20 protein-coding genes are annotated in these 22,111 nt (G+C 69.3%); 11 read left to right on the top strand and 9 right to left on the bottom strand.

All coding sequences use genetic code 11. The annotated features are described in order from the left end of the window. The 4 genes from CEJ42_RS16620 to CEJ42_RS16610 form a co-directional block, all read right to left on the bottom strand. Complete coding sequence (locus CEJ42_RS16620) at positions 1 to 681, bottom strand: HAD family hydrolase (protein WP_088751858.1); 681 nt, start codon at positions 679 to 681, stop codon at positions 1 to 3. A 136-nt stretch (positions 682 to 817) separates the two neighbouring features. After that, the gene (gene maiA, locus CEJ42_RS16615; protein ID WP_088751857.1) at positions 818 to 1,453 is read right to left on the bottom strand and encodes a maleylacetoacetate isomerase; all 636 of its coding nucleotides are present in this window, start codon (positions 1,451 to 1,453) and stop codon (positions 818 to 820) included. A gap of 11 nt (positions 1,454 to 1,464) precedes the next feature. Then, positions 1,465 to 1,632: a hypothetical protein gene (locus tag CEJ42_RS25070; protein WP_158522612.1), complete on the bottom strand. Its 168-nt coding sequence runs from the start codon at positions 1,630 to 1,632 to the stop codon at positions 1,465 to 1,467. Between the two features lie 54 nt (positions 1,633 to 1,686). Then, entirely contained in the window at positions 1,687 to 3,438 is a 1,752-nt protein-coding gene (locus CEJ42_RS16610; protein ID WP_165774455.1) for a cytochrome c biogenesis protein DipZ, read from the bottom strand. A 341-nt stretch (positions 3,439 to 3,779) separates the two neighbouring features. Between CEJ42_RS16610 and CEJ42_RS16605 the strand changes: the two genes are divergently transcribed. From CEJ42_RS16605 to CEJ42_RS16590, 4 genes are all read left to right on the top strand, one after another. Then, positions 3,780 to 4,520, top strand: coding sequence for a response regulator (locus tag CEJ42_RS16605; protein ID WP_079217807.1), 741 nt, complete (start codon positions 3,780 to 3,782; stop codon positions 4,518 to 4,520). A 23-nt stretch (positions 4,521 to 4,543) separates the two neighbouring features. Continuing rightward, a complete protein-coding gene (locus CEJ42_RS16600; RefSeq protein ID WP_088751855.1) occupies positions 4,544 to 5,875 on the top strand; it encodes an ATP-binding protein in 1,332 nt (443 codons plus the stop codon). Positions 5,876 to 6,658: 783 nt separating this feature from the next. Further along, on the top strand, positions 6,659 to 7,699 hold the full coding sequence (locus tag CEJ42_RS16595) for an alpha/beta fold hydrolase (RefSeq protein WP_088751854.1): 1,041 nt from the start codon (positions 6,659 to 6,661) through the stop codon (positions 7,697 to 7,699). Positions 7,700 to 7,974: 275 nt separating this feature from the next. After that, complete coding sequence (locus CEJ42_RS16590) at positions 7,975 to 9,042, top strand: hypothetical protein (RefSeq protein WP_088751853.1); 1,068 nt, start codon at positions 7,975 to 7,977, stop codon at positions 9,040 to 9,042. A 143-nt stretch (positions 9,043 to 9,185) separates the two neighbouring features. Here the strand turns inward: CEJ42_RS16590 and CEJ42_RS16585 are convergent, their stop codons facing one another. Beyond that, the gene (locus CEJ42_RS16585; protein WP_088751852.1) at positions 9,186 to 10,094 is read right to left on the bottom strand and encodes a LysR family transcriptional regulator; all 909 of its coding nucleotides are present in this window, start codon (positions 10,092 to 10,094) and stop codon (positions 9,186 to 9,188) included. A gap of 178 nt (positions 10,095 to 10,272) precedes the next feature. On the opposite strand from CEJ42_RS16585, the gene CEJ42_RS16580 reads away from it, so the two are divergent. Continuing rightward, the gene (locus CEJ42_RS16580) at positions 10,273 to 10,707 is read left to right on the top strand and encodes a DoxX family protein (protein WP_243397882.1); all 435 of its coding nucleotides are present in this window, start codon (positions 10,273 to 10,275) and stop codon (positions 10,705 to 10,707) included. 6 nt (positions 10,708 to 10,713) lie between these two features. On the opposite strand, the gene CEJ42_RS16575 is transcribed toward CEJ42_RS16580, so the two are convergent. Together CEJ42_RS16575 and CEJ42_RS16570 are read right to left on the bottom strand one after the other, a co-directional pair. Continuing rightward, positions 10,714 to 11,430, bottom strand: a complete 717-nt coding sequence (locus tag CEJ42_RS16575) for a cysteine hydrolase family protein (protein ID WP_088751851.1) — start codon at positions 11,428 to 11,430, stop codon at positions 10,714 to 10,716. Positions 11,431 to 11,547: 117 nt separating this feature from the next. Continuing rightward, a complete protein-coding gene (locus CEJ42_RS16570; protein ID WP_088751850.1) occupies positions 11,548 to 12,378 on the bottom strand; it encodes a helix-turn-helix transcriptional regulator in 831 nt (276 codons plus the stop codon). Between the two features lie 305 nt (positions 12,379 to 12,683). Here CEJ42_RS16570 and paoA point away from each other — a divergent pair, with 305 nt between their 5' ends. The 5 genes from paoA (at position 12,684) to yddG (ending at position 18,533) form a co-directional block, all read left to right on the top strand. Beyond that, positions 12,684 to 13,349, top strand: coding sequence for an aldehyde dehydrogenase iron-sulfur subunit PaoA (paoA, locus tag CEJ42_RS16565; protein ID WP_088751849.1), 666 nt, complete (start codon positions 12,684 to 12,686; stop codon positions 13,347 to 13,349). Beyond that, positions 13,346 to 14,299: an FAD binding domain-containing protein gene (locus CEJ42_RS16560; protein WP_079217825.1), complete on the top strand. Its 954-nt coding sequence runs from the start codon at positions 13,346 to 13,348 to the stop codon at positions 14,297 to 14,299. Before paoA ends, CEJ42_RS16560 begins: the two co-directional genes overlap by 4 nt. Before the next feature lie 4 nt (positions 14,300 to 14,303). Then, positions 14,304 to 16,514 carry an aldehyde oxidoreductase molybdenum-binding subunit PaoC gene (gene paoC / locus CEJ42_RS16555; protein ID WP_088751848.1) on the top strand — a complete coding sequence of 737 codons (2,211 nt, stop codon included), beginning with the start codon at positions 14,304 to 14,306 and terminating at the stop codon, positions 16,512 to 16,514. Positions 16,515 to 16,527: 13 nt separating this feature from the next. Then, positions 16,528 to 17,541 (top strand): XdhC family protein, encoded by a 1,014-nt coding sequence (locus CEJ42_RS16550; protein WP_088751847.1) that lies wholly within the window; start codon positions 16,528 to 16,530, stop codon positions 17,539 to 17,541. Positions 17,542 to 17,618: 77 nt separating this feature from the next. Then, complete coding sequence (gene yddG / locus CEJ42_RS16545; protein WP_237772414.1) at positions 17,619 to 18,533, top strand: aromatic amino acid DMT transporter YddG; 915 nt, start codon at positions 17,619 to 17,621, stop codon at positions 18,531 to 18,533. A gap of 12 nt (positions 18,534 to 18,545) precedes the next feature. Here yddG and CEJ42_RS25405 read toward each other — a convergent pair whose 3' ends face one another. Beyond that, positions 18,546 to 19,511 carry a TonB family protein gene (locus CEJ42_RS25405; protein ID WP_088751845.1) on the bottom strand — a complete coding sequence of 322 codons (966 nt, stop codon included), beginning with the start codon at positions 19,509 to 19,511 and terminating at the stop codon, positions 18,546 to 18,548. A gap of 90 nt (positions 19,512 to 19,601) precedes the next feature. After that, entirely contained in the window at positions 19,602 to 21,485 is a 1,884-nt protein-coding gene (locus tag CEJ42_RS16535; protein ID WP_088751844.1) for an AI-2E family transporter, read from the bottom strand. Positions 21,486 to 21,652: 167 nt separating this feature from the next. Here CEJ42_RS16535 and CEJ42_RS16530 point away from each other — a divergent pair, with 167 nt between their 5' ends. Then, positions 21,653 to 22,105, top strand: a complete 453-nt coding sequence (locus tag CEJ42_RS16530) for a YkgJ family cysteine cluster protein (protein ID WP_088751843.1) — start codon at positions 21,653 to 21,655, stop codon at positions 22,103 to 22,105. The last annotated feature ends 6 nt before the right edge of the window (positions 22,106 to 22,111 follow it).

The raw sequence follows: 22,111 nt of genomic DNA, 5'->3' as shown, positions 1-22,111 counted from the left end.
TCAGGCCGCGCCACCCTTGTCTGCACCCTGGTCTTGCACCTTGTCCCACAGCGCGCGATCGTTGAAGTCGCGGATCGCCGCCTGCGCGCCGGCCGCCTTCAGCCTGGCCTCGTCCAGCCCGGTCAGCATGCCGAAGGTGTAGAGGCCGGCCGCGCTGGCGGCCTTCACGCCCGAGGAGGAATCCTCGAAGGCGACCGCTTCTTCCGCCCGCGCGCCCAGCAGCTGCAGGGCGGTCAGGTAGGGCAGCGGGTCGGGTTTGCCGCGCGCCAGCTCGTCGCCGATCACCAGCGTGTCGAAGCGCGCGGCCAGCCCGCTGGCCTTGAGCATCAGCTCGGCATTGGCGCGCGGCGCGTTGGTGACCACCGCCCTGCGGCCGCCGATGCGGTCGATATGATCCAGCAGCGCCGCGATGCCGGGCGTCGGCGCGACTTCTTTTTCCAGCTGCGCGCGGAACAGGCTTTCCTTCTCGTCGGCCAGCGGCAGGTATTCGGAAGCCGGCATGCCGGGGAACAGGTAGCCGAAGATCGCGGCGTTGGCGTGACCCATGATGTGGGTCTTGTAGTCGTCGACGCCGATATGGCGGTCCCAGCGCGCGAGGATGGTGTTGAAGGCGGCGTGGTGCAGCGCGTCGGTATCCATCAGCGTGCCGTCGAGGTCGAACAGGAAGGTGGTGATAGGCATGTGCGTTTCTTTGGGGTAAGCGGGGAACGGCGACCCGGGGATTTTACAAGGCAAAAGCGGCGGGGTGGCGGATGGCCGATGAGGACGAGGCAAAGCGGCGGCCGCGAGGGCCGCCGCTGTCAGGCAGGGAGAAGGCTTACTTGCGCGGCGCCGGCGCGTTGTCGGCGAAGGCGGGGACGGCCTTGAGGCGTTCGTAGATGGCCGCGGCCGCCGGCCATTGCGCCAGGTTCATGCCGGCGCGCTCGGCGTTGACCATCTGCGGGAACAGCAGGATGTCGCCGATCGACGGTTGCTCGCCGCCGACGAAGGGGCCGGCGCCGTGCGACGCCAGCAGGCTGTCGACGGCCGTCAATCCCTCCACCGTCCAGTGGCGGTTCCAGTCGGCAATGCCGGCGGCGTCCATGCCCGGGATGGACGACAGGCGGCGCGCGATGCGCGGCGGCACCAGCGCGTGGATCTCGGCGGCGATGGTCAACGCCACCGCGCGCGACAGCGCGCGGTGTTCCAGCCCGGCAGGCAGCAGCGGCGGGTTGGGCTGCAGCTCGTCCAGGTATTCGATGATGGCGATCGACTGCGTCACCAGCGTGCCCTTGTCGGTGACCAGCGCCGGCACCAGGCCTTGCGGGTTCACGCGCAGGTAGTCGGCGCCGCGGTTCTCCGGGTTCTCGCCCAGGATGGTCACCGGCAGCGTCTCGACGCTGATGCCCTTGATGGCCAGGGCGATGCGCACGCGCGAGGTGGCGGAGGAGATGTCGTTGACGTACAGCTTCATGGTGTTTCCTTTCAGTGGTGGTCAGTGGTCGGGGTGCTGCTTGCTGCGGGCGACGGCGTTGCCTGCGAGAGCAGGGCCGTCGGGTTCATGCGTTCGGCAAGTTCGCGCTGGCTGGTATCCCAGGCGCAGGGGCTGGCCGATATCGCGGCGGCGGTGAGCCAGCCGATCATGGATTTCATGGGGTTCTCCTTTCATCAACAAGGGTGGGCAACAAGGGCCGGCGGTCGCCTGGTTCAGCCGAAGGTGAAGGCATAGGCCATCACGCCCGGATCGAGGAAGCGCACCTCGAAGCTCCGTTCCCTCACGTCGCCGCGCTGGCGCACCAGCTGGAACAGGCGGGTGCGCGTCACCGTGCCGTTGCCGGCGGCGTCGGTATCGGCGCCGTGCAGTTCGCCCGGCGCCTTGCCGTCCACCGTCACCTGGAAGCGCACCGGCTTGCCGTCTTCGTCCGGGCCCAGCACCAGGTGCAGGTCGCGCGCCGAGAAGCGGTAGGCGATGCTGCCGCCGGCGCGCTGCAGGGCGATGGACTCGGCGCCCACGCGCCAGCTGCCGCCCAGGCTCCACTGGTTCAGTTCCAGCGGCGCCGGCGTGTAGTCGGCGGCGGTGTCGGGGCGGACGCGTTCACGCGAGTTCCAGCCGGTGGCCTGGCGATAGCCGAGATAGGTCTCGTCCGAACCCAGCTGCGCCAGGTCGGGCGCGGCCTGGATGCCGGGCGCCTCGGGCGTTACTGCGGCGGCCTGCTCGGCCTTGCCGGCGCCGGCTTCTTTCAGCAGCTCCTGGATCGCCTTTTCCGACATCTCGTAGCGGCCTTCGCCGAACTGGTGGTAGCGGATGTCGCCGTGCGCATCGGCCAGGTAGATCGCCGGCCAGTAGCTGTTGTTGAAGGCGCGCCAGATGCGGAAGTTGCTGTCCACCGCCACCGGGAAACTGATCTTGAATTCACCCAGCGCCTTCTTCACGTTGTCGACCTTCTTCTCGAAGGCGAACTCGGGGGTGTGCACGCCGATCACCACCAGGCCCTGGTCCTTGTACTTCTCGGCCCAGGCGCGGATGTAGGGCAGGGTGCGGATGCAGTTGATGCAGGAGTAGGTCCAGAAATCGACCAGCACCACCTTGCCGCGCAGCTGCCCGGCCGACAGCGGCGGCGAGTTCAGCCATTCGACGGCGCCGTCCAGCGGCGGCAGCTTGCCTTCCACCGGCAGCAGGCTGCGGTAGGGGCGCGCGGCGGGCAGCGCGCCGGCGGCGGCGCCCGCGCCGGCCATCAGGGTGCGCTCCGGGGCGAGGATGTCGAGCAAGATGTTTTCCAGCTTCTCGGTGGCGCCGCCGGCGCCGAAGGGCGCCAGGTCGGCGCCCACCGCGACGCTGGCTACGCCGGCCAGCACCGCCACGCCCAGCGCGCGGCGCAGCCATTGGCCGATATGCAGGCGGCGCCGGGCGGCGGCGATCAGGCGGCCACCCGCGGCCAGGCCCAGGCCCAGCGCGCTGGCGGCGCCGGCGGCATAGGCCAGCAGCAGGCCGGCGGTCTGCACGCTGGGGCCTTGCCAGGCGGCGCCCGACAGCACCAGGCCGAGGATGGGGCCGGCGCAGGGCGTCCACAGCAGGCCGGTGGCCGCGCCCAGCAGCAGCGAGCCGCCCACGGTCGCGCCGCGCTGCGCCGAATAGTCGGCCAGCACGTTGCCCAGCGCCACGCCGGGGCGCGCCAGCAGGCTCGCCAGCGTCGGCGACAGCAGCGCCAGGCCGAACAGCGCCAGCACCAGCATGGCGCCGATGCGGCCGATTTCATTGACGTGCACCGCCCAGCTCGCGCCGACGGCGGCCAGCGTGGCCACCGCGGCGAACACCAGCGCCATGCCGGCCAGCATCGGCAGGCGGGCTTTCAGGAAAGGCTGGTCGGCGCGGGCGAACAGGAAAGGCAGGACCGGCAGGATGCAGGGGCTCAGCAGCGTGAGCGCCCCGCCGAGGAAGGCTGCGAGGTAGAGGATCATCATGGGCTCCTTGCGTGGGGTTGGCGTAGTGTTTTGCGACCCCTGCATGAGACCGTCCCGGTGTATCCGCCATGTGTAGGGAGTACCGGGTTTGTGTATGCGAAGTTGTCCGGCGGCGGGGTTTGTACATTGGCGTACAAATCCGGCGACAATGGCGGCGGCGCGGGGCAAGTCCCTTGCGCAACGATGTCATTTCGGCAATTTGCGCGCGTTTTGTCGTGGTTTGTGTCGGCGCGCGGGCCGGATACATTGGGGTACAAATCTCCCGCCGCCGCTTCTTGCGCGGCGGCTGGCTAAAACGTAAAAGACAGGATTGGAAAAATCCGAAGAGAGGCTGGCAGGTGGAACATATCGATCACGTCCTGATCGTCGACGACGACCGGGAAATCCGCGAACTGGTGGCGGACTATTTGAAGAAGAACGGGCTGCGCGTGGACGTGGCCGCCGACGGCCGCCAGATGCGCGCCTTCATGGCCGCCAACTCGGTGGACCTGGTGGTGCTGGACATCATGATGCCCGGCGACGACGGCCTGGTGCTGTGCCGCGAGCTGCGCGCCGGCAAGCACAAGGCCACGCCGGTGATCATGCTCACCGCGCGCTCCGAGGAGACCGACCGCGTCATCGGACTGGAGATGGGCGCCGACGACTACCTCGCCAAGCCCTTCGCCGCGCGCGAGCTGCTGGCGCGCATCAAGTCGGTGCTGCGCCGCACGCGCATGCTGCCGCCCAACCTGCAGGTCAGCGAGGCCGGCAAGATGCTCAGGTTCGGCACCTGGCGGCTGGACACCAGCGAGCGCCACCTGCTGGCGCCGGACGGCATGGTGGTGACGCTCTCCGGCGCCGAATACCGCCTGCTGCGCGTCTTCGTCGACCATCCGCAGCGGGTGCTGAACCGCGACCAGCTGCTGTCGCTGACCCAGGGCCGCGAGGCCGAGATCTTCGACCGCTCGATCGACCTGCTGGTAAGCCGCGTGCGCCAGCGCCTGGACGACGACGCGCGCGAGCCGCGCTACATCAAGACCATCCGCAACGAGGGCTATGTGTTCTCGATGACGGTGGAGATCGAAGAGGCGCGCCTGTGAGCGCGGCGGCCACGAAAGCCCCCATGGAGCCGGCCGCGCCGCCGCGTCGCCGGCTGGGCATGCCGCGCACCCTCGGCTCGCGGCTGTTCCTGATCCTGCTGGCCGGGCTGGCGCTGGCGCACATCCTGTCCTTCGGCGTGCTGTTCATGGAGCGCTACATGGCCGCGCGCGCGGTCATGCTCGACACGCTGGAAAACGACGTCGCCACCTCGGTCGCCATCCTCGACCGCCTGCCGGCCTCCGAGCGCGCGGGGTGGATCGGGCCGCTGCAGCGCGCGACCTATGGCTACGTGATCGGCGACGGGCTGGCCGGCGTGCCGGAGCTGTCGCCGCGCGCGCAGGAGATCGCCGGCAAGATCCGCGATGCGCTGGGCACGCGCTATCCGTTCCGGATGGAAAGCATTCCCGGTCCGCGCGAGCATCTGCAGGCGCACCTGCAACTGTCCGACGGCAGCGCGCTGGCGGTGGACATCAAGCCGGCCATGAAGCCGCTCACGCAATGGCTGCCGTACGTGCTGGCGGCGCAATTGCTGGTGCTGGTGCTGTGCAGCTGGTTCGCGGTGCGCCTGGCCCTGCGCCCGCTGGCCGACCTGGCCGACGCCGCCGACCGCCTGGACCTGAGCAAGAGCGCGCCGCCGCTGAAGGAGGACGGGCCGGTGGAGGTGGCGCACGCGGCGACCGCCTTCAATGCCATGCGCGAGCGCATCTCCGACTACCTGCAGGAGCGGGTGCAGATCCTGGCGGCGGTCTCGCATGACCTGCAGACGCCGATCACGCGCATGCGCCTGCGGGCGGAGATGGCCGAGGAGAGCGTCGGGCGCGACAAGCTGATGAGCGACCTGGCCGAGATCGAGCGGCTGGTGCAGGAGGGGATCGCCTATGCGCGCAGCGCCCATGGCAGCACCGAGGCGCCGGTGCGCATCGACCTGGTGTCCTTCCTGGAGAGCATGGTGTTCGACTATCAGGATACGGGCCGTGCGGTAGCGCTGTCTGCGCCGGTGTCGGCGCTGGCGCTGGTGACGCGCTCCCAGGCGTTGCGGCGCATCCTGACCAACCTGATCGACAACGCGCTGAAGTTCGGCGGGGCGGCCGAGGTCGAGGCCCGCTTGCTGGAAGGCGGACGGGTGGCGGTCTTTGTGCGGGATCGCGGGCCGGGGATTCCGCAGGAGCAGCTGCAGGCGGTGTTCCAGCCGTTCTTCCGGCTGGAGTCTTCGCGCAATCGGGGCACCGGCGGGACCGGGCTGGGGCTGGCGATTGCTCAGCAGCTGGCGCTGGCGCTGGATGGGGGGCTGGTGTTGAGCAATCGTGAGGGAGGGGGGCTGGAGGCTGAGTTGGTTGTTGGGTCGTTGGGGTGATGGTTGTCTGATTTTTCTGTTTGACGGTACGTTTGTTGGTGCCTGCTGTTTGGGGGTAGTCTGGTCTTGCTTCGTGCCGGTGTACCGGCTCTATGCTTATCGTTCTCCGGTCGAAGCGGAGCGCCGGGGGCGGCCCGGCAGCCGCTCACTTTCTTTGCTCCGCCAAAGAAAGTAAGCAAAGAAAGGCGGCCCCTAAGTGCCAGCCCCTTCGGGGTTCCCGCCGGAGCGCGGTAAAAAATGGGAAAGGGAGAGTCGCTGCGCTCCGGCTCCCTTTCTGATCCATTTTTTACCGCGCTCCGGCGGCTGGCCCACAAGGGGACAGCGTGTCCGGCTCGCCTGCGGCATCGCGGGGCTTGCTGCTCGCCTTCGGCTTCGGGGGAGTGGGGCGCAGCTTTCAGTTTCTGTTGTCCGTTTGTCTGTTTCTCTCTCTTTTCTTCTTCCCACCTTCCGCCCCCGGTCTTCCCCCCATCTCCGTCATCCCGGCGAAGACCGGGATCCAGCGTCGTTCGTCGCGCTACGATGACGCCGGAGCAGCGCGCAGCGTCCGGGCGTCATCCCATCCTCGCGGCGACGCCCGTTGCATCCCGCATCACCCCTCCATTCCGGACAACCTGTCGCGCCTTCCCCAAAGAACCGCCATTCCGGCAGCCCCTTTCGTATCCCAATGTATCCGCCGCCGTACAGGCTACAAAGACTTGCAATCGGGCACCTTCCCATACACAAGCCCGATACATCGCGGGCTCATTCTTCGTCCTGCCCCTTCCACATCAACGGAGAACAACGATGTCCAGCGAAATCAATCTTCAACGCCGCCGACTGTTCGGCGTGGCGGCAGCCACCGCGGTTGCGGCGCAGTTCGGCCTGTCCGGCAGCGCGCATGCGCAGGCCGGCGCTCTTCCCGACGGCGTGGCTGCCGGCGGCCATACTTCCTTCCGCGAGATCAAGCAGGTCAATGCCGGGCTGTTGAACGTCGGTTACGCCGAGGACGGTCCGGCCGACGGTCCGGCGGTGATCCTGCTGCACGGCTGGCCGTATGACATCTACAGCTTCGTCGACGTCGCGCCGGCGCTGGCCGCCGCTGGCTATCGCGTGATCGTGCCTTACCTGCGCGGTTACGGCAGCACCCGTTTCCTGTCGGACTCGACCGTGCGCAACGGCCAGCAGGCGGTGGTGGCGCTGGACATCATCGCGCTGATGGATGCGCTGAAGATCAGGCGCGCCGTGTTCGGCGCCTTCGACTGGGGCGCGCGCACCGCCTGCATCATCGCCGCGCAATGGCCGGAGCGCGTCAAGGCGCTGGTGTCGGTCAGCGGTTACCTGATGACCAACGTCGACGCCGGCCGCCAGCCGCTGCCGCCGCAGGCCGAGCTGGACTGGTGGTACCAGTTCTACCTCGCCACCGACCGCGGCGTGGCCGGTTACGACAAGTACCGCAAGGACTTCAACCGCCTGATCTGGAAGACCGCTTCGCCCAGGTGGAACTTCGATGAAGCCACCTATGCCCGCAGCGCCGCCTCGTTCGACAATCCCGACCACGTCGCCATCGTCGTCCACAACTATCGCTGGCGCCTGGGCCTGGCGCCGGGGCAGACGCAGTACGACGCGCTGGAGCAGCGCCTGGGCAGCTTCCCGGTCATCACCGTGCCGACCGTGACGCTGGAGGGCGACGCCAACGGCGCACCGCACCTGGATCCGGCCGCTTACCGCAAGCGCTTCTCGGGGCCTTATGCGCACCACACGCTGAGCGGTGGCATCGGTCACAACCTGCCGCAGGAGGCGCCGCGCGAGTTCGCCCAGGCCATCATCGAGGCCGACCGCATGTAAAGCCGGCTGCGCCGCCAGGGCAGCCCGCGCGGGATTTCCGCAGCGGGCTGCCGGTCCGTGCTCGCCGGCGCTTCAGGCGCGGTGAAGCAAAATCCGGCGAGACAGCACGGCTTCTCGCTGCACCGCCGTATTCCATCTCTCCTACGGCATCTCGCGTTGTCGTCCTATGCCCCCGCCGTGCCCTCCTCGCTAAAGTCAGGCTGTCTCAATGCACGCCGCCGCCTTGTCGTGACATCGCGGCACAAAGACCAGCTCATCAAGAAAGCGAGGACACAATGGCAACTCATCCACTCCATGCCGGCGACGCGGCGGCGGAAGCCTCCGCCGCCTCCGGCGTTTCATGGGGAGCGATCCTGGCGGGCGCATTTGCCGCCGCGGCGCTCTCCTTCATCCTGGTCATGCTGGGCTTCGGCCTGGGCTTCTCCTCCATCTCGCCGTGGTCGGGCGAAGGCTTGTCGGCCAAGACCATCGGCTTCGCCACCGCCGGCTGGCTGGTGTTTACCCAGATCGCGGCGGCCGCCATCGGCGGCTTTTTGGCCGGACGGCTGCGCGTGAAGTGGGCCGGGGTGCATACCCGCGAAGTGTATTTCCGCGATACCGCGCACGGTTTCCTGGCATGGTCGGTGGCTTCGCTGGCCACCGCCGCGCTGCTGGGCACGGCGGTCGGCACCGTCATCACCGGCGGCGCGCGCACCCTGGGCGCGGCCGGTTCGGCGCTGGGCATGACCGCCGCCGCAGCCGGCGCGGGCGCGGCGCAGAACCCGGGCGAAGCGGCCAACCTGGCCGACCGCCTGTCGGGCTATTTCATCGATACCCTGTTCCGTACCAATGCGGGAGCGCCGGCGACGCCGCCCGCCCCGCCGGCAGCGCCGGGCGCCGAAGTCGCGCCGCTGGCCGCTCCGGCGGCAGTGCCGGGACCGGCCAACGCGGCGCCGCCGGAGGCCGAGATAGCGCCGGCGCAACGCATGGAAGTCACCCGTGTCTTCGCATACTCGCTGCGTAACGGCAGCCTGTCGGCCGCCGACAAGAGCTATGTCGGCCAGGTGGTGGCGCGTCGTACCGGCATGAGCCAGGCCGACGCCGAGAAGCGCGTGGCCGATGTCTTCGCCTCCTACCAGCGCGCGCTGGACGACGCCGGCGCCAAGGCCAAGCAAGCTGCCGACGCCACCCGCAAGGCGGCCGCCTACGGTTCGATGTGGATGTTCCTGGCGCTGCTGTGCGGCGCCTTCGTGGCCAGCCTGTTCGCCACCTTCGGCGGGCGCATGCGCGACCGCGTCGAACTGTTCGGCGACGGCCCGCTGCGTCGCCGCGAGAACATCGCCGAACCCAACCTCAACGCATAGGAAGGAGACCATCATGGGTGCAATACTGCTCTGGCTGCTGGGAGTGCCGATTCCCATCATCCTCCTGCTGATCCTGCTGACCTGAGGGCAGGCGCAGATCAAAAAAAGGGCCGCGCGATGCGGCCCTTTTTTTGCGCTCGCGGTCAGCGCACGGGATGCAGCGAGGGGTGCGCTGCGAACACTTCGCCGGCCCAGGAGATGAAGGCCCGCACCTTGGGCGAGAGGTGGCGGCGCGCCGGGTAGATGGCCGAGATCGGCGTGGGCGGCGTGGTCCATTGCGGCACGATCTCCACCAGCGCGCCGCTGTCCAGGTGCTCCTGCGCGAGGTAGCGGCCGATGCGGATGATGCCCAGGCCCTGCAGGCCGCAGGCGAGGTAGGTGTCGACGTCGTTGACGGCGATGGCGCTGCGCATCTTCACCTCGATGGACTTGCCTTCGATGATGAACTCCTCGCTGACGTCGCGCCAGCCGCCCTTGGGGAAGTAACGGATCACGCTATGCCCGGCCAGGTCTTCGACCGACTCCGGCTTGCCGCGACGCGCGATGTAGGTGGGCGCCGCGCAGGACACGCGCTGCATCGCGCCGATGGTCTGGGCCACCAGGCTGGAGTCCGAGTTGAGGCCGACCCGGATCGCGCAGTCCACGCCGTCCTCGACCAGGTCCACCGACTTGTCGCCCACGCCCAGCACCAGCTCCATGTCGGGGTGGCTGGCGATGAAGCCGCTCACCACCGGGATGATCACGGTCTTGGCCAGCGAGGCCGGCATGTCCACCCGCAGGCGGCCGCGCAGCACGCGGCTGCCGTCGCCGGCGGCGAGATCGGCGACGTCGCTGATGATGCGCCGGCAGTCTTCGCAGATCGCCTCGCCTTCGGGCGTGAGGCTAAGCCGGCGCGTGGTCCGCTGCAGCAGGCGCAGGCCGAGATGGTCTTCCAGCGACTGCACCGCCTTGGTCACCGAGGCGGGCGAGATGTCCAGGATCGCGGCGGCCTTGGCGAAGCTTTTCGCGTCGGCCACGCAGACGAAGATTTCCATGGCGTTGAGACGATCCATATCGGCTTTCGATGCAAATGAATGAGGGTTGCGGGCGCCGGCTTGGACCGTGCCGCGGCCGCCGCATTGTTTCGCGGGCGGAAATTTTCAATTTCCAATCCATGCTTGGAGGGCGCCCGTCGCGGCCACTAATATTGCGCCGCATCGGGTTCCCATTATCTTCAGACAGGAGTTGGACATGCAATTGACGAACAATACAGGCAACCACAACGACGCGCTCGGCATGCTGGTCCGCGCGCTGCCGGCGGCGCTGTTCATCCTCGCCGGCATCCGCAAGATCCTCGCCTACGGCGGCACGGTGGGCTACTTCGGCGGGCTGGGCCTGCCGCTGCCGGGACTGGTGGCGCCGCTGGTGATCGCCATCGAGATCGTGCTGCCGCTGCTGTTCATCGCCGGCTGGCGCCTGCGCGAGGTCGGCGTCGCGCTGGCGCTCTACACGGTCGCCACCGGCCTCATCGCTCACCAGTTCTGGGTCGCGCCGGACGCCCAGTTCGGCAACCAGTTCAACCACTTCTTCAAGAACATCGCCATCGCCGGCGGCTTCCTGCTGGCGGCGTTGCAGGCTGCAGCGCCGCAGCGTGGCGCCCCTGACGCAATGGCGCCGCAGGCCTGATGCGGCTTACTTCTTCAGCATGCCGATCACCTCGGAGGCGGTCCACACGCCGCCGGCGATGAAGCGGAAGTTGATCAGCGCCGCCAGGTAGCCGTCGCCTTCCGGCGCGCGCGGCGCGGCCGTGGCGTCGCGCACCACCGCCACTTCAAAACCCTGCTCCACCAGCTCGCGCAGGTGCGACTCCACGCACAGGTTGGCCGCCATGCCGGCCAGGATCACCTGCGAGACGCCGCGCTTGCGCAGCTGCAGCGCCAGGTCGTTGGTCTCGGGGCCGTATACCTTGTGCGGCGAGGCGATGATGGTCTTGCCGTCCAGGATGTAGGGTTTGTATTGCGGCAGGAAGTCGGCGCCGGAGTGCTCGAAGTCTTCCAGCGACAAGGGGCTGGCGCGGTCGAACATGCCGATCTGGTGCATCAGTTTTTCCAGGCCGCCGCCGAACTCCCACTCGTGGTCGCAGGGATAGTAGTAGTGCGGCGAGATCGCCACCACGATGCCGGCGTCTTTGGCCGCCTTGAACAGCAGCTCCAGCTTGCCGACCACGCCGTTCTCGGTGACGCATTCGCCCACCAGCGGCCAGGCCACGCCCTGCGGCGTGAGGAAATCGATCTGCGGGTCGATCACCACCAGCGCCGCGCGCGACAAATCGAGCACCATGCCGGTCCTGGGCATGGCCGGCTGGGTGGGTTCGTGATAGTGGGGATGGTCGTGCTTGTGTGCGCTCATGGCAGGCTCCTGGGTTGGCGGCCGCCCGCCGGGGATCGGCGGGCCAGCGCTGCACATCCTAGGGAGAAAGCGCCGGTCGCTTTTGGCCCGGCGTCCCGTTTTGTTTGCCTGCGCTCCTTATCGTCCGGGACGCTGCAGGCGCAGCCATTCCCCGGGGGAAACGCCCATCTCGTTGCTGAAGGCGCGCGTGAAGGTGGGCTGCGAGCTGAAGCCGGCGCTGGAGGCGACCACCTTCAGCGCCACGCCGTCGCGCATCAACTCCTGCGCGCGCCGCAGCCGCCAGGAGGCGAGGTAGGCGATCGGCGCCACGCCCAGCAGCGCGGAGAAGCGCGCCGCGAAACGTGAACGCGACATGCCGGCCAGCGCCGCCAGCTGCTCCACGCTCCAGGGTTCTTCAGGGCGCTCGTGGATGGCCTTGAGCGCGCGGCCGATGTGGGCGTCGGCGATGGCGCACAGCACGCCGGCCGAGATCGCCTGGCGCGCGATGGCCTGCCGCACCAGCAGGATCAGGATGTATTCGAACAGCGCGTTGATGCCCTTGCTGCGCCCGGCGGCGTCGCCGCGGAACTCCTCCAGCAGCAGGCGGATCACCGGCAGCACCTCGGCCACCTCCTCGAACGGGAACACGATGGTGTCGGTCACGCCGAAGGGCAGCGTGCGGCCGATCGCCGGACCCAGCTGGTAGGTGGCGCAGATGATGGGCGCGCCGCCGGCGGCGCTGTTGCGCAGGCGGTAGCGGCAGCTGCCCGGGCACAGCAGCAGGGCGGGCCGATCCACCGGAATGGACGGATGGCCGGCGCGCACCAGGTCGATGCCGCCCTGTTCCAGGATGTGCAGGAAGGCGGTGCCTTCGGGCTTGTCGATGTCCAGCACGCCGTCGACGCGGCCGGCGTAGAACAGGCTGCCCTTGAGCTGTATGCGTTCGAAGAAGGCCGAGAGGGGATCCATGGGCTGTCGCGGGTTTTGATGCCTGCAAGCGCGGGCCGCACATTTTAACTATGATTGGACAGCGCCGTGGCCGCGGGCCGGCAGTTGGCTGATTGCAAACAATCGGCGGCCCCGTCCCCATAGCCTGCCTTGATGGCGGGAACGCAGAGCCCGGCGCGCATGTCCCAGAAGCTCCGGCAGCACCCGTGGCGGCAGCAAGGCCTCCTGCGCAGCAGGCGGCCATCCGGCATCACCCCGTTCCAGCAGCATCGCATGACATCAGCAGCCGCTCAGCCAGTCAATCACCAGCCAGAGGATGCGAACACATGGAAGAGCTCAATGAAGTGAGGATCACCCGGCGCGACCTGCTCATCGCCGGCGCCTGGTCCGCCACCGCGGCAGCGGTGCCCGCCGTGGCCGGCGCGCAGCAGGCAGCCGACGGCAACGCGCCGTCGCCCACGCCGCAGACGCCGGCGCCGATCACCGTCCCGGTGACCTTGCACATCAACGGCAGCCGGCACCGGCTGGACCTCGACACCCGCACCACCCTGCTCGACGCGCTGCGCGAACACCTGCACCTGACCGGCACCAAGAAGGGCTGCGACCACGGCCAGTGCGGCGCCTGTACGGTGATCGCCGACGGCCGGCGCATCAATTCCTGCCTGACGCTGGCGGTGATGCAGGAAGGCAGCGAGATCACCACCATCGAAGGCCTGGGCAACAAGGACCGGTTGCATCCGATGCAGGCCGCCTTCATCAGGCATGACGGTTACCAGTGCGGCTATTGCACGCCGGGCCAGATCTGCTCGGCGGTGTCGGTGCTCAAGGAGATCCGGGACGGCATTCCCAGCCTGGTCAGCCCCGATCTCGCCGCCGCGCCGCAACTGAGCGACGCCGAGATCCGCGAACGCATGAGCGGCAACATCTGCCGCTGCGGCGCCTACTCCAACATTCTCGATGCGATCAACGACGTCGCGGGGAGGCCGGCATGAGGGCCTTCAGCTACCAGAAAGCCGCCTCTCCCGCTGAAGCTGCGGCCGTGGCGGCGCGCACGCCCGGCGCCAAGTTCATCGCCGGCGGCACCAACCTGCTGGACCTGATGAAGCTGGAGATCGAGACCCCGGCGCACCTGATCGACGTCAACGGCCTGGCGCTGGACAAGGTGGAAGACACCGCCGACGGCGGCCTGCGCATCGGCGCCTTAGTGCGCAACACCGACCTGGCGGCCGATATGCGCGTGCGGCGCGGCTATGGCGTGCTCTCGCGCGCGCTGCTGGCCGGCGCCTCGACGCAGCTGCGCAACCGGGCCACCACCGCCGGCAATCTCCTGCAGCGCACCCGCTGTCCCTACTTCTACGACACCAACCAGCCCTGCAACAAGCGCAAGCCCGGCAGCGGCTGCGCGGCCGCCGGCGGCTTCTCGCGTCAGCATGCGGTGATCGGGACCAGCAAGTCCTGCATCGCCACCCATCCGAGCGACATGGCCGTGGCCATGCGCCTGCTCGACGCCAGCGTGGAGACGGTGCGCCCGGACGGCGCGACGCGCGTCATTCCCATCGCGGACTTCCATCACCTGCCGGGCAACACGCCCCACATCGAGAACGCGCTGGCGCCGGGCGAGCTGATCACGGCGGTGACGCTGCCCAGGCCGCTGGGCGGCGTTCACATCTATCGCAAGGTGCGCGACCGGTCTTCCTATGCGTTCGCGCTGGTGTCGGTGGCGGCGGTGGTGCAGCCGGACGGCCGCGGGCGCGTCGCCCTGGGCGGCGTGGCGCACAAGCCCTGGCGGGTGGAGGCGGCCGAGGCGGCGATGCCGCAGGGCGCCGCCGCCGTGGCCGAGCGCCTGCTGGCCGGCGCCGCGCCGACCGACGAGAACGCGTTCAAGATCACCCTCGCCAAGCGCACGCTCGCCGCGGTGCTGGCCGAAGCGAAGAAAGGCTGATGCCATGCGATTCGATACTCCTGCCGGCAACAACCCGATCGACCAGATGAAGATCGTCGGCCGCGCGGTCGACCGCGTCGAGGGCCACCTGAAGACCACCGGTTCCGCGCCCTATGCCTACGAGCAGAACGAGGCCGCACCCAACGCCGTCTACGGCTACCCGGTGATGTCGGCCATCGCCAAGGGGCGCATCGCCGCCATGGATACGGCGCCGGCCAGGCGCGCGCCCGGCGTGCTGGCGGTAGTCACCGCCGCCGACGCCGGCAAGCTGGGCAAAGGCAACCGCAACGTCGCCATGCTGCTGGGCGGCCCCGAGGTCGAGCACTATCACCAGGCCATCGCGGTGGTGGTGGCCGAGAGCTTTGAGCAGGCGCGCGCCGCCGCCGCGCTGGTGCAGGTGAAGTACGAGGCCGGCGCCGGCGCGTTCGACCTGAAGCAGGCGAAAGACGAAGGCAAGGTCAAGGGCGGCGGCATGGGCGGCGTGCAGAACGACAAGCGCGTGGGCGATTTCGAGGGCGCCTTCGAGGCCGCGCCGGTCAGGCTGGACGCCACCTACAGCACGCCCGACCAGGCCCACGCGATGATGGAGCCGCATGCCTCCATCGCCTCCTGGGACGGCGACCGGCTGACCGTGTGGACCTCCAACCAGATGATCGACTGGGGCCGCGGCGACCTGGCCAAGACCCTGGGCCTGCCCAAGGAAAACGTCAGGCTGGTCTCGCCCTACATCGGCGGCGGCTTCGGCGGCAAGCTGTTCCTGCGCTCGGAGGCGGTGCTGGCCGCGCTGGCCGCGCGCGCGGTGCAGCGGCCGGTGAAGGTGGCGCTGGCGCGGCCGATGATCTTCAACAACACCACCCACCGGCCGGCCACCATCCAGCGCATCCGCATCGGCGCCACGCGCGACGGCAAGATCACCGCGATGGCGCATGAGAGCTGGTCGGGCGACATGGCCGGCGGCAAGCCGGAGAACGCGATCCAGCAAAGCCGCCTGCTGTACGCCGGCGCCAACCGCCTGACCGGCACCCGGCTGGCCGTGCTCGACCTGCCCGAGGGCAACGCCATGCGCGCGCCCGGCGAGGCGTCGGGACTGATGGCGCTGGAGATGGCGATGGACGAGATGGCCGAGAAGCTGAAGATCGATCCCGTCATGTTCCGCATCACGAACGACACCAGGGTCGATCCCGAGAACCCGGACCGGCCGTTCTCGCAGCGCCGCCTGATCGAATGCATGCGCACCGGCGCCGAGCGCTTCGGCTGGAGCCGGCGCAACGCGCAGCCGGCGTCGGTGCGCGACGGCCGCTGGCTGGTCGGGCTGGGCATGGCGGCGGCCTTCCGCAACAACCTGGTGATCCGCTCCGGCGCGCGGCTGCGCCTGTCGCCGGCCGGCGTGGTGACGGTGGAGACCGACATGACCGACATCGGTACCGGCAGCTACACCATCATCGCCCAGACCGCGGCCGAGATGATGGGGCTGCCGCTGGATCGGGTCGTGGTGAAGCTGGGCGACTCCAACTTCCCGGTGTCTTCCGGCTCGGGCGGCCAGTTCGGCGCCAACAGCTCCACCGCCGGCGTGTACGCGGCGGCGGTCAAGCTGCGCGAGGCGGTGGCGCAGCGCCTGGGCATGGATGCCGGCGTCGCGGAGTTCGCCGACGGCATGGTGCGCGCCGGCGGCAAGTCGGCGCCGCTGGGGCAGGCCGCGATGCAGGGCGAGCTGGTGGCCGAGGACACGATGGAATACGGCGACCTCGCCAAGCGCTATCAGCAGTCGACCTTCGGCGCCCACTTCGTCGAGGTGGCGGTGGACGCCGCCACGGCCGAGATCCGCATCCGCCGCATGCTGGCGGTATGCGCGGCGGGCCGCATCCTCAATCCCAAGTCGGCGCGCAGCCAGGTGATCGGCGCCATGACCATGGGCGCGGGCGCGGCGTTGATGGAGGAGCTGGTGGTGGACAAGCGGCGCGGCTTCTTCGTCAACCACGACCTGGCCGGTTATGAGGTGCCGGTGCATGCCGACATCCCGCACCAGGAGGTGATCTTTCTCGAGGAAACCGATCCGGTGTCCTCGCCGATGAAGGCCAAGGGCGTGGGCGAGCTGGGCATCTGCGGCGTCGCCGCGGCGATTTCCAACGCGGTCTACAACGCCACCGGCGTGCGCGTGCGCGACTATCCGGTGACGCTGGACAAGCTGCTGCCGCGCATGCCGGACATGATCTGACGAGGGGGATGACATGGAAAGCATCGACATCAGCGTGCTGCGCGAATTGCGCGACTGGCGCGCCGCCGGGCGGCATGCGCTGCTGGCCACCGTGGTACGCACCTGGGGATCGTCGCCGCGCCCGCCGGGTTCGATGATGGCGCTGCGCGAGGACGGTCGCATCGCCGGCTCGGTCTCGGGCGGCTGCATCGAGGACGACCTGGCCGCCCGCTACAGTCGCATCGACGGCGGTCCCGGCATGAACGGTGGCGCGCCCGGGCTGGTGCGCTACGGCGTATCGGCCGACGAGGCGCATCGCTTCGGCCTGCCCTGCGGCGGCACGCTGGAACTGCTGCTGGAGTTCGACCCGGACGCCGCGCAGCTGGAGCGGCTGATGCACATGCTGGACGGCGGCGCGCTGGTGCGGCGCAGCCTGTGCGTCGCCGACGGCGCGGTGGCGCTGGAGAAGGCCGAGGCGCCGGCCGAGGTGGCGTTCGATGGCGCGCGGCTGACCGTCACGCTGGGTCCCGCTTATCGCATGCTGCTGATCGGCGCCGGCGCGCTGTCGCAATACCTGGCGACGATGGCGCTGTTCAGCGGCTTCGACGTCACGCTGTGCGACCCGCGCCGCGAATACCTCGACGCCTGGGCCGTGCCCGGCGTGAAGAGCACCACCGAGATGCCCGACGACGCGGTGGTGGCCTTCCGTCCCGATCGCCGCAGCTGCATCGTCGCGCTCACCCATGACCCCAAGCTGGACGACCTGGCGCTGCTGGAGGCGCTGCACAGCCCGGCCTTCTACATCGGCGCGATCGGTTCGCGCCGCAACAGCGCCAACCGGCGCGACCGCCTGGCGGCGCATTTCGGCGAGAGCCGCGAATCGCTGGCGCGGTTGCATGGCCCGGTGGGCATCTACATCGGCAGCAAGACGCCGCCCGAGATCGCCGTCAGCGTGATGGCCGAGATCCTGGCCGCCAAGAACGGCGTGGCCGAATGCGGCTCGCCGGTGGCTGCGGCCAAGGACCGGCGGGAGTCGCTGGCGGCCTGAGGCGCGCGCTCCATTTACAATGGGCGGCTTTGGCCCGGCGCGTCGATGCCGGGCCGGCCTCCTGCAAGGTGAATGGATTGGAACGTCAGTCAAGCGGCACGCGCAAGCTCAGTCATAACGCCTCCACATTGATCGGCATGTCCGCGGTGCTGATGTGGAGCGCCTCGCTCGGCCTGATCCGCAGCATTTCCGAAATCTTCGGCGCCACCGGCGGCGCCGCGCTGATCTTTTCCGCCAGCGCGATGCTGGCCACGCTGGCGGTCGGCTGGCCGAAGGTGCGTGAGCTGCCGCGCGCCTACTTGCTGGGCAGCGGATCGCTGTTCGTCGCCTACGAGATCGCGCTGTCCTTGTCGGTCGGCATGGCGCACGGCCGCGCCCAGGCGCTGGAGCTGGGCATGATCAACTATCTCTGGCCCAGCCTCACCGTGCTTCTCGCCACGCTGATGCGCCAGCAGCGCGGCTCGTGGCTGCTGCCGCCGGCCATTGCGCTGTGCTTTGCCGGCATCGTCTGGGTGATGAAGGGCGACGGCGACTGGTCGCCGGCGCTGCTGTGGGCCAACATGCGCGGCAATCCGCCGGCGTATGCGCTGGCCTTCGGCGCGGCCATCCTGTGGGCCGCGTATTCGGTGCTGACGCGACGCGTGGGCGGCGGCAAGAATGCGGTTCCGGCGTTCCTGGTGGTGACCGCGCTGCTGTTGTGGATCAAGTATGCGCTGAGCGCGGAGCCGGCATTGCATGTCAGCCTGTCCGGCGCGTTGCAGGTGCTGGTGTTGAGCGCGCTAACCGCCACCGCCTATTCATGCTGGAACCACGGGGTGCAGCGCGGCAGCATCACGCTGCTGGCGACCGCCTCCTATTTCGCGCCGGTCTTCTCGGCGCTGCTGGCCAGCGCCTGGCTGGGCGTGCGCCCCGGCGCCGGATTCTTCCAGGGCGTGGCGATGGTGACGGCGGGATCGTTCGCCTGCTGGTGGGCTACGCGCGGCAAGGCCTGAGGCGCGGCGGGTTCAGATTTCCCGGCTCTGGTCCTTGCCGGCCGGACGCGGCTGTTGCGGCTGCTGGTTGCCCAGTTTGAAGGCGACGTTGACCTCGGCGCTCATCGTGTCCTGGTCGCCGGCGAAGGGTTTGTAAGACATGCCGCGTACGGCCTGGATCGCGGCCGCATCCAGGCGCGGATAACCGGAGGAGATCAGCACGGCCACGTCCTGCACCTGGCCGCTGCGGTTCACCTGCACCTTCATGCGCACCGTGCCTTCTTCCCGGCTGGCGCGGGAGTCCGCCGGATAGACCGGGCGCGGGGCGACGGCGATCTCCAGCCGGCGCGACGGCGCGGACTGCTCGGCCGACGCCTGCGGCGTTCCATTGCCCGCCGCGCCCGGCGCATTGCCTGCGGCCGCTTCGGCCTTCAGCCGCGCCTCCACCCGCTGCAGCACCACCGGCGCAAGCTTTGCGCCCCAGGCGCGGCCCAGGTTCTGCGACTCCGGCAGCAGCACCGGCATCACCTGCACCGACTTCTGCCCGGCCGGGCTGTTGTAGAAGGCCGTCATCTGGCGGATCTCTTCATCGGTGAAGTACTTGTGATACAGCTGGGCCAGCATGTCGGCCAGGCCGTCGGGGGCGTCGATCGATTCGCTCACCGCGCGGGCGATCTCCTCGTTGACCACGCCGGCCACATGCGGCGGCAGGTTGGGTCGCGACGACTTCAGCGTGGTGGTGACCTGGCTGGCAAAGAGCCGCGCCATGACCTTGCCGACATTGATGGCGCCGCTGGCGCGCAGCAGGTCGTCGATGTTCTTTTTCTCTTCCGGGGTGATCGGCAGCGTGGCGCGCGGGTTGAGCTGGATGGGCGCCGGCGCGGCCGCAGGCGCGGCGTCGGGCGCAGGGAGGTTTTGCGCCGCCAGCGGCAGCGCCGCCGGGATCAGCAGCAGGGCGGCCAGGCTGAGCGCGGCCGGAAGGGCGGGGCGGTGGGTCATGGTTTTTCCTGTCGGAAAGACCGGCCTTCGCACACCGAAGACCGGCTGTTCCGGCGATTCTACGCCCGGGCGGCGCGTCGTGGCTGTCGATCAGCTGACGGCGGCGCGATTGCCCGCGGCAACGAAGGCCAGCCCTTCCTCGAAGGACGACAGCACCATGTCGACATGCCCGCTGACGGCGGCCTGTTCCATGATCTCGGCATCGAAGGGCGGGCGGATGGTGACCAGCAGCGCCTGCGGCAGGCCGCCGCGCAAATCGTTGACGGCGGCCAGCCAGCGGTCGAAGCCTTCCTTCTGCGGGAACACGATGAAGACCGTCGACACCAGCTCCGACTTGCTGGCGTCGGGGCGCTCGTTCTGCTCGTCCAGCGTCACGCCGCGCGCATCGATGCCGGCCACGCGCAGGGCATGCACCAGCAGTTCGCTCAGCAGTTCGTCGCGCTCGTTGGTCAGCCCGGCGCACAGCACCACCGAGCGGCTGGGCACATCGAGCGAACCCTGCCAGCGCCCCAGCCGGGCCAGGCGCAACTGGCGCAGGTGGGCGCCGATGCTGCTGTTGAGCAGCGGCACCGCCTGGCGACGGCCGAAGCGGCGCGCGTTCGCCGTGCCCGGGGTCTGCGTGAGCGTCTCGATCAGGCGCAGGCCGGTGGCGCGCAGGCGGGTCTGCTGGACTTCCTCGATCTGTTCGTTGCGCAGGTCCAGCGAGGCCAGCGCCAGGCCCGGCAGCAGCACCTGGTCGCAATACTTGGCGAAGCTGTTCTTGGCGAGATAGGCGCGGCCTTCGCGGATGACGGCGTCGGACTCGCCGGCCAGCGCGTGCTGGTAGAAGCGCTCGGCGTGGCTCATGTTGGGCGCTTCGCCCAGCAGGATGGTGATGGGTTCGAGCGCGGCGACGTGGCGCCCGGCCACCACCAGGCACAGCGTCAGCGGCGTGGACAGCAGCAGGCCGACCGGTCCCCACAGGCTGCCCCAGAACAATGCCGAGACGATGATGGCCAGCGGCGACAGGCCGGAGCTGTGGCCGTAGACGCGCGGCTCGATGAAATTGGCCACCAGCGCCTCCAGCGAGACGAACAGCGCGAGGAAGGACAACGCCAGCCACCAGCCCGGGTCGATGGCGGCGATGAACACCGCGATCACCACCCCCGAAGCCAGCGCGCCCAGGTACGGGACGAAGCGCAGCACGCCGCACAGCGTGCCCCACAGCACCGCATGCGGCACGCCGGCCAGCCACAGTCCCAGGCCCATGGTGGTGCCGAACACGGCATTGACCACGAACTGCGAGAAGAAGAACCGCGACACGCCTTCGGCGGCGTCGCCCAGCGCTTTCATGGTGCGGCTCATCTCGGCGCGTCCGGCCAGACGCACCACGCGGTCGCGCAGCGACTCCTGTTCCAGCAGGATGAACACCAGCAGCACCAGCACGATGCCGGCCTGGCCGATCGGCCCCCAGGCCAGCGAGAACAGGCGCGCCAGCGCGCCGCGCACCGACATCTGCGGCGTCGCCGCCGGCGCCGGCGCGGGTGGCTGGTGGGCGACGGCACTCTTGGCGCCGCGCGACTTCGCCGCGTCGGGCGCCGGCGTCTGCGCCTGCGGGATGACGGCGCTCAGTTCCTCTTCCAGCCGGGCGAAGGGACGTTCGGTGAGCGTGCGCACGCTCTCTATCTTCTCCTGGATCGCCTCGCGGTATTGCGGCAGGTCGCTGGTGACGCTGGCCAGCTGGAAGGCCAGCACCACCGCCAGCGAGACCACGCAGGCGCCCACCAGCAGCACCGAGACGAAGGCCGCGGCGGTGCGGTTCAGGCCCAGGCCGGCCAGCTTGCGCACCAGCGGCGTGATGATCAGGCTGAGGATGGCGGCGACCGCCAGCGGCTCCAGGATCTCGCGGCCAAAGTAGAGCATGGCCAGCACACACGTGGCGCCGACCAGGGTGGCGGGCGTGACGCGGGCCAGTGCGGGGTTTCTTGTCTTCATGCGGTATCGGTGGCGATGTTGATGTCCGGCGTGGCGCGCCGGGTTCTTGTGCCGCGAGTATATCAATCGCGCCGCAGGCCGCCGGGGCGGCGGATGAAATCAAATGCGCCGGCTGCGGTCCATCTTCCTCCGGTACAATCCGCGCAACCGAAGGCACAAGCCCATCCATGACCACCACCATCCAGATCCGCAGGATCGTCGATGACCAGCGCGTCTTCGTCGACATGCCGGACGGCGCCGACAATCCCTGCACCGCCTGCGGCGCCTGCTGCGCGACCTACCGCGTCTCCTTCTACTGCGGCGAGGTGACCGGCGGATCGGGCGGCTTCGTGCCCGCCGATTTCACTGCCAAGGTCAACGACGTGCTGGCCTGCATGAAGGGTACGGAGTACGGCGGCGGTCGCTGCATCGCGCTGGAGGGCGAGCTGGGCCGTGCCGGCATCGGCTGCCGCATCTATCCCGACCGCCCCTCGACCTGCCGCGAGTTCTCCCCCTGGCAAGCTGACGGCGCTCCCGATCCGGAATGCCGGCGCGCCCGCGCCAGGATCGGCCTGCCGCCGCTGGCGCCGCTGCCGCAGGAGCGCAGCGTCACCGTCGAGTCGGGCGCGCAGCCCGGCTGATTCCTT

Origin of the sequence: Herbaspirillum robiniae (genome assembly GCF_002213415.1) — a bacterium.
GTDB classification, from domain to species: domain Bacteria; phylum Pseudomonadota; class Gammaproteobacteria; order Burkholderiales; family Burkholderiaceae_D; genus Herbaspirillum; species Herbaspirillum robiniae.
This window is presented reverse-complemented; position numbering and strand designations above follow the sequence as displayed.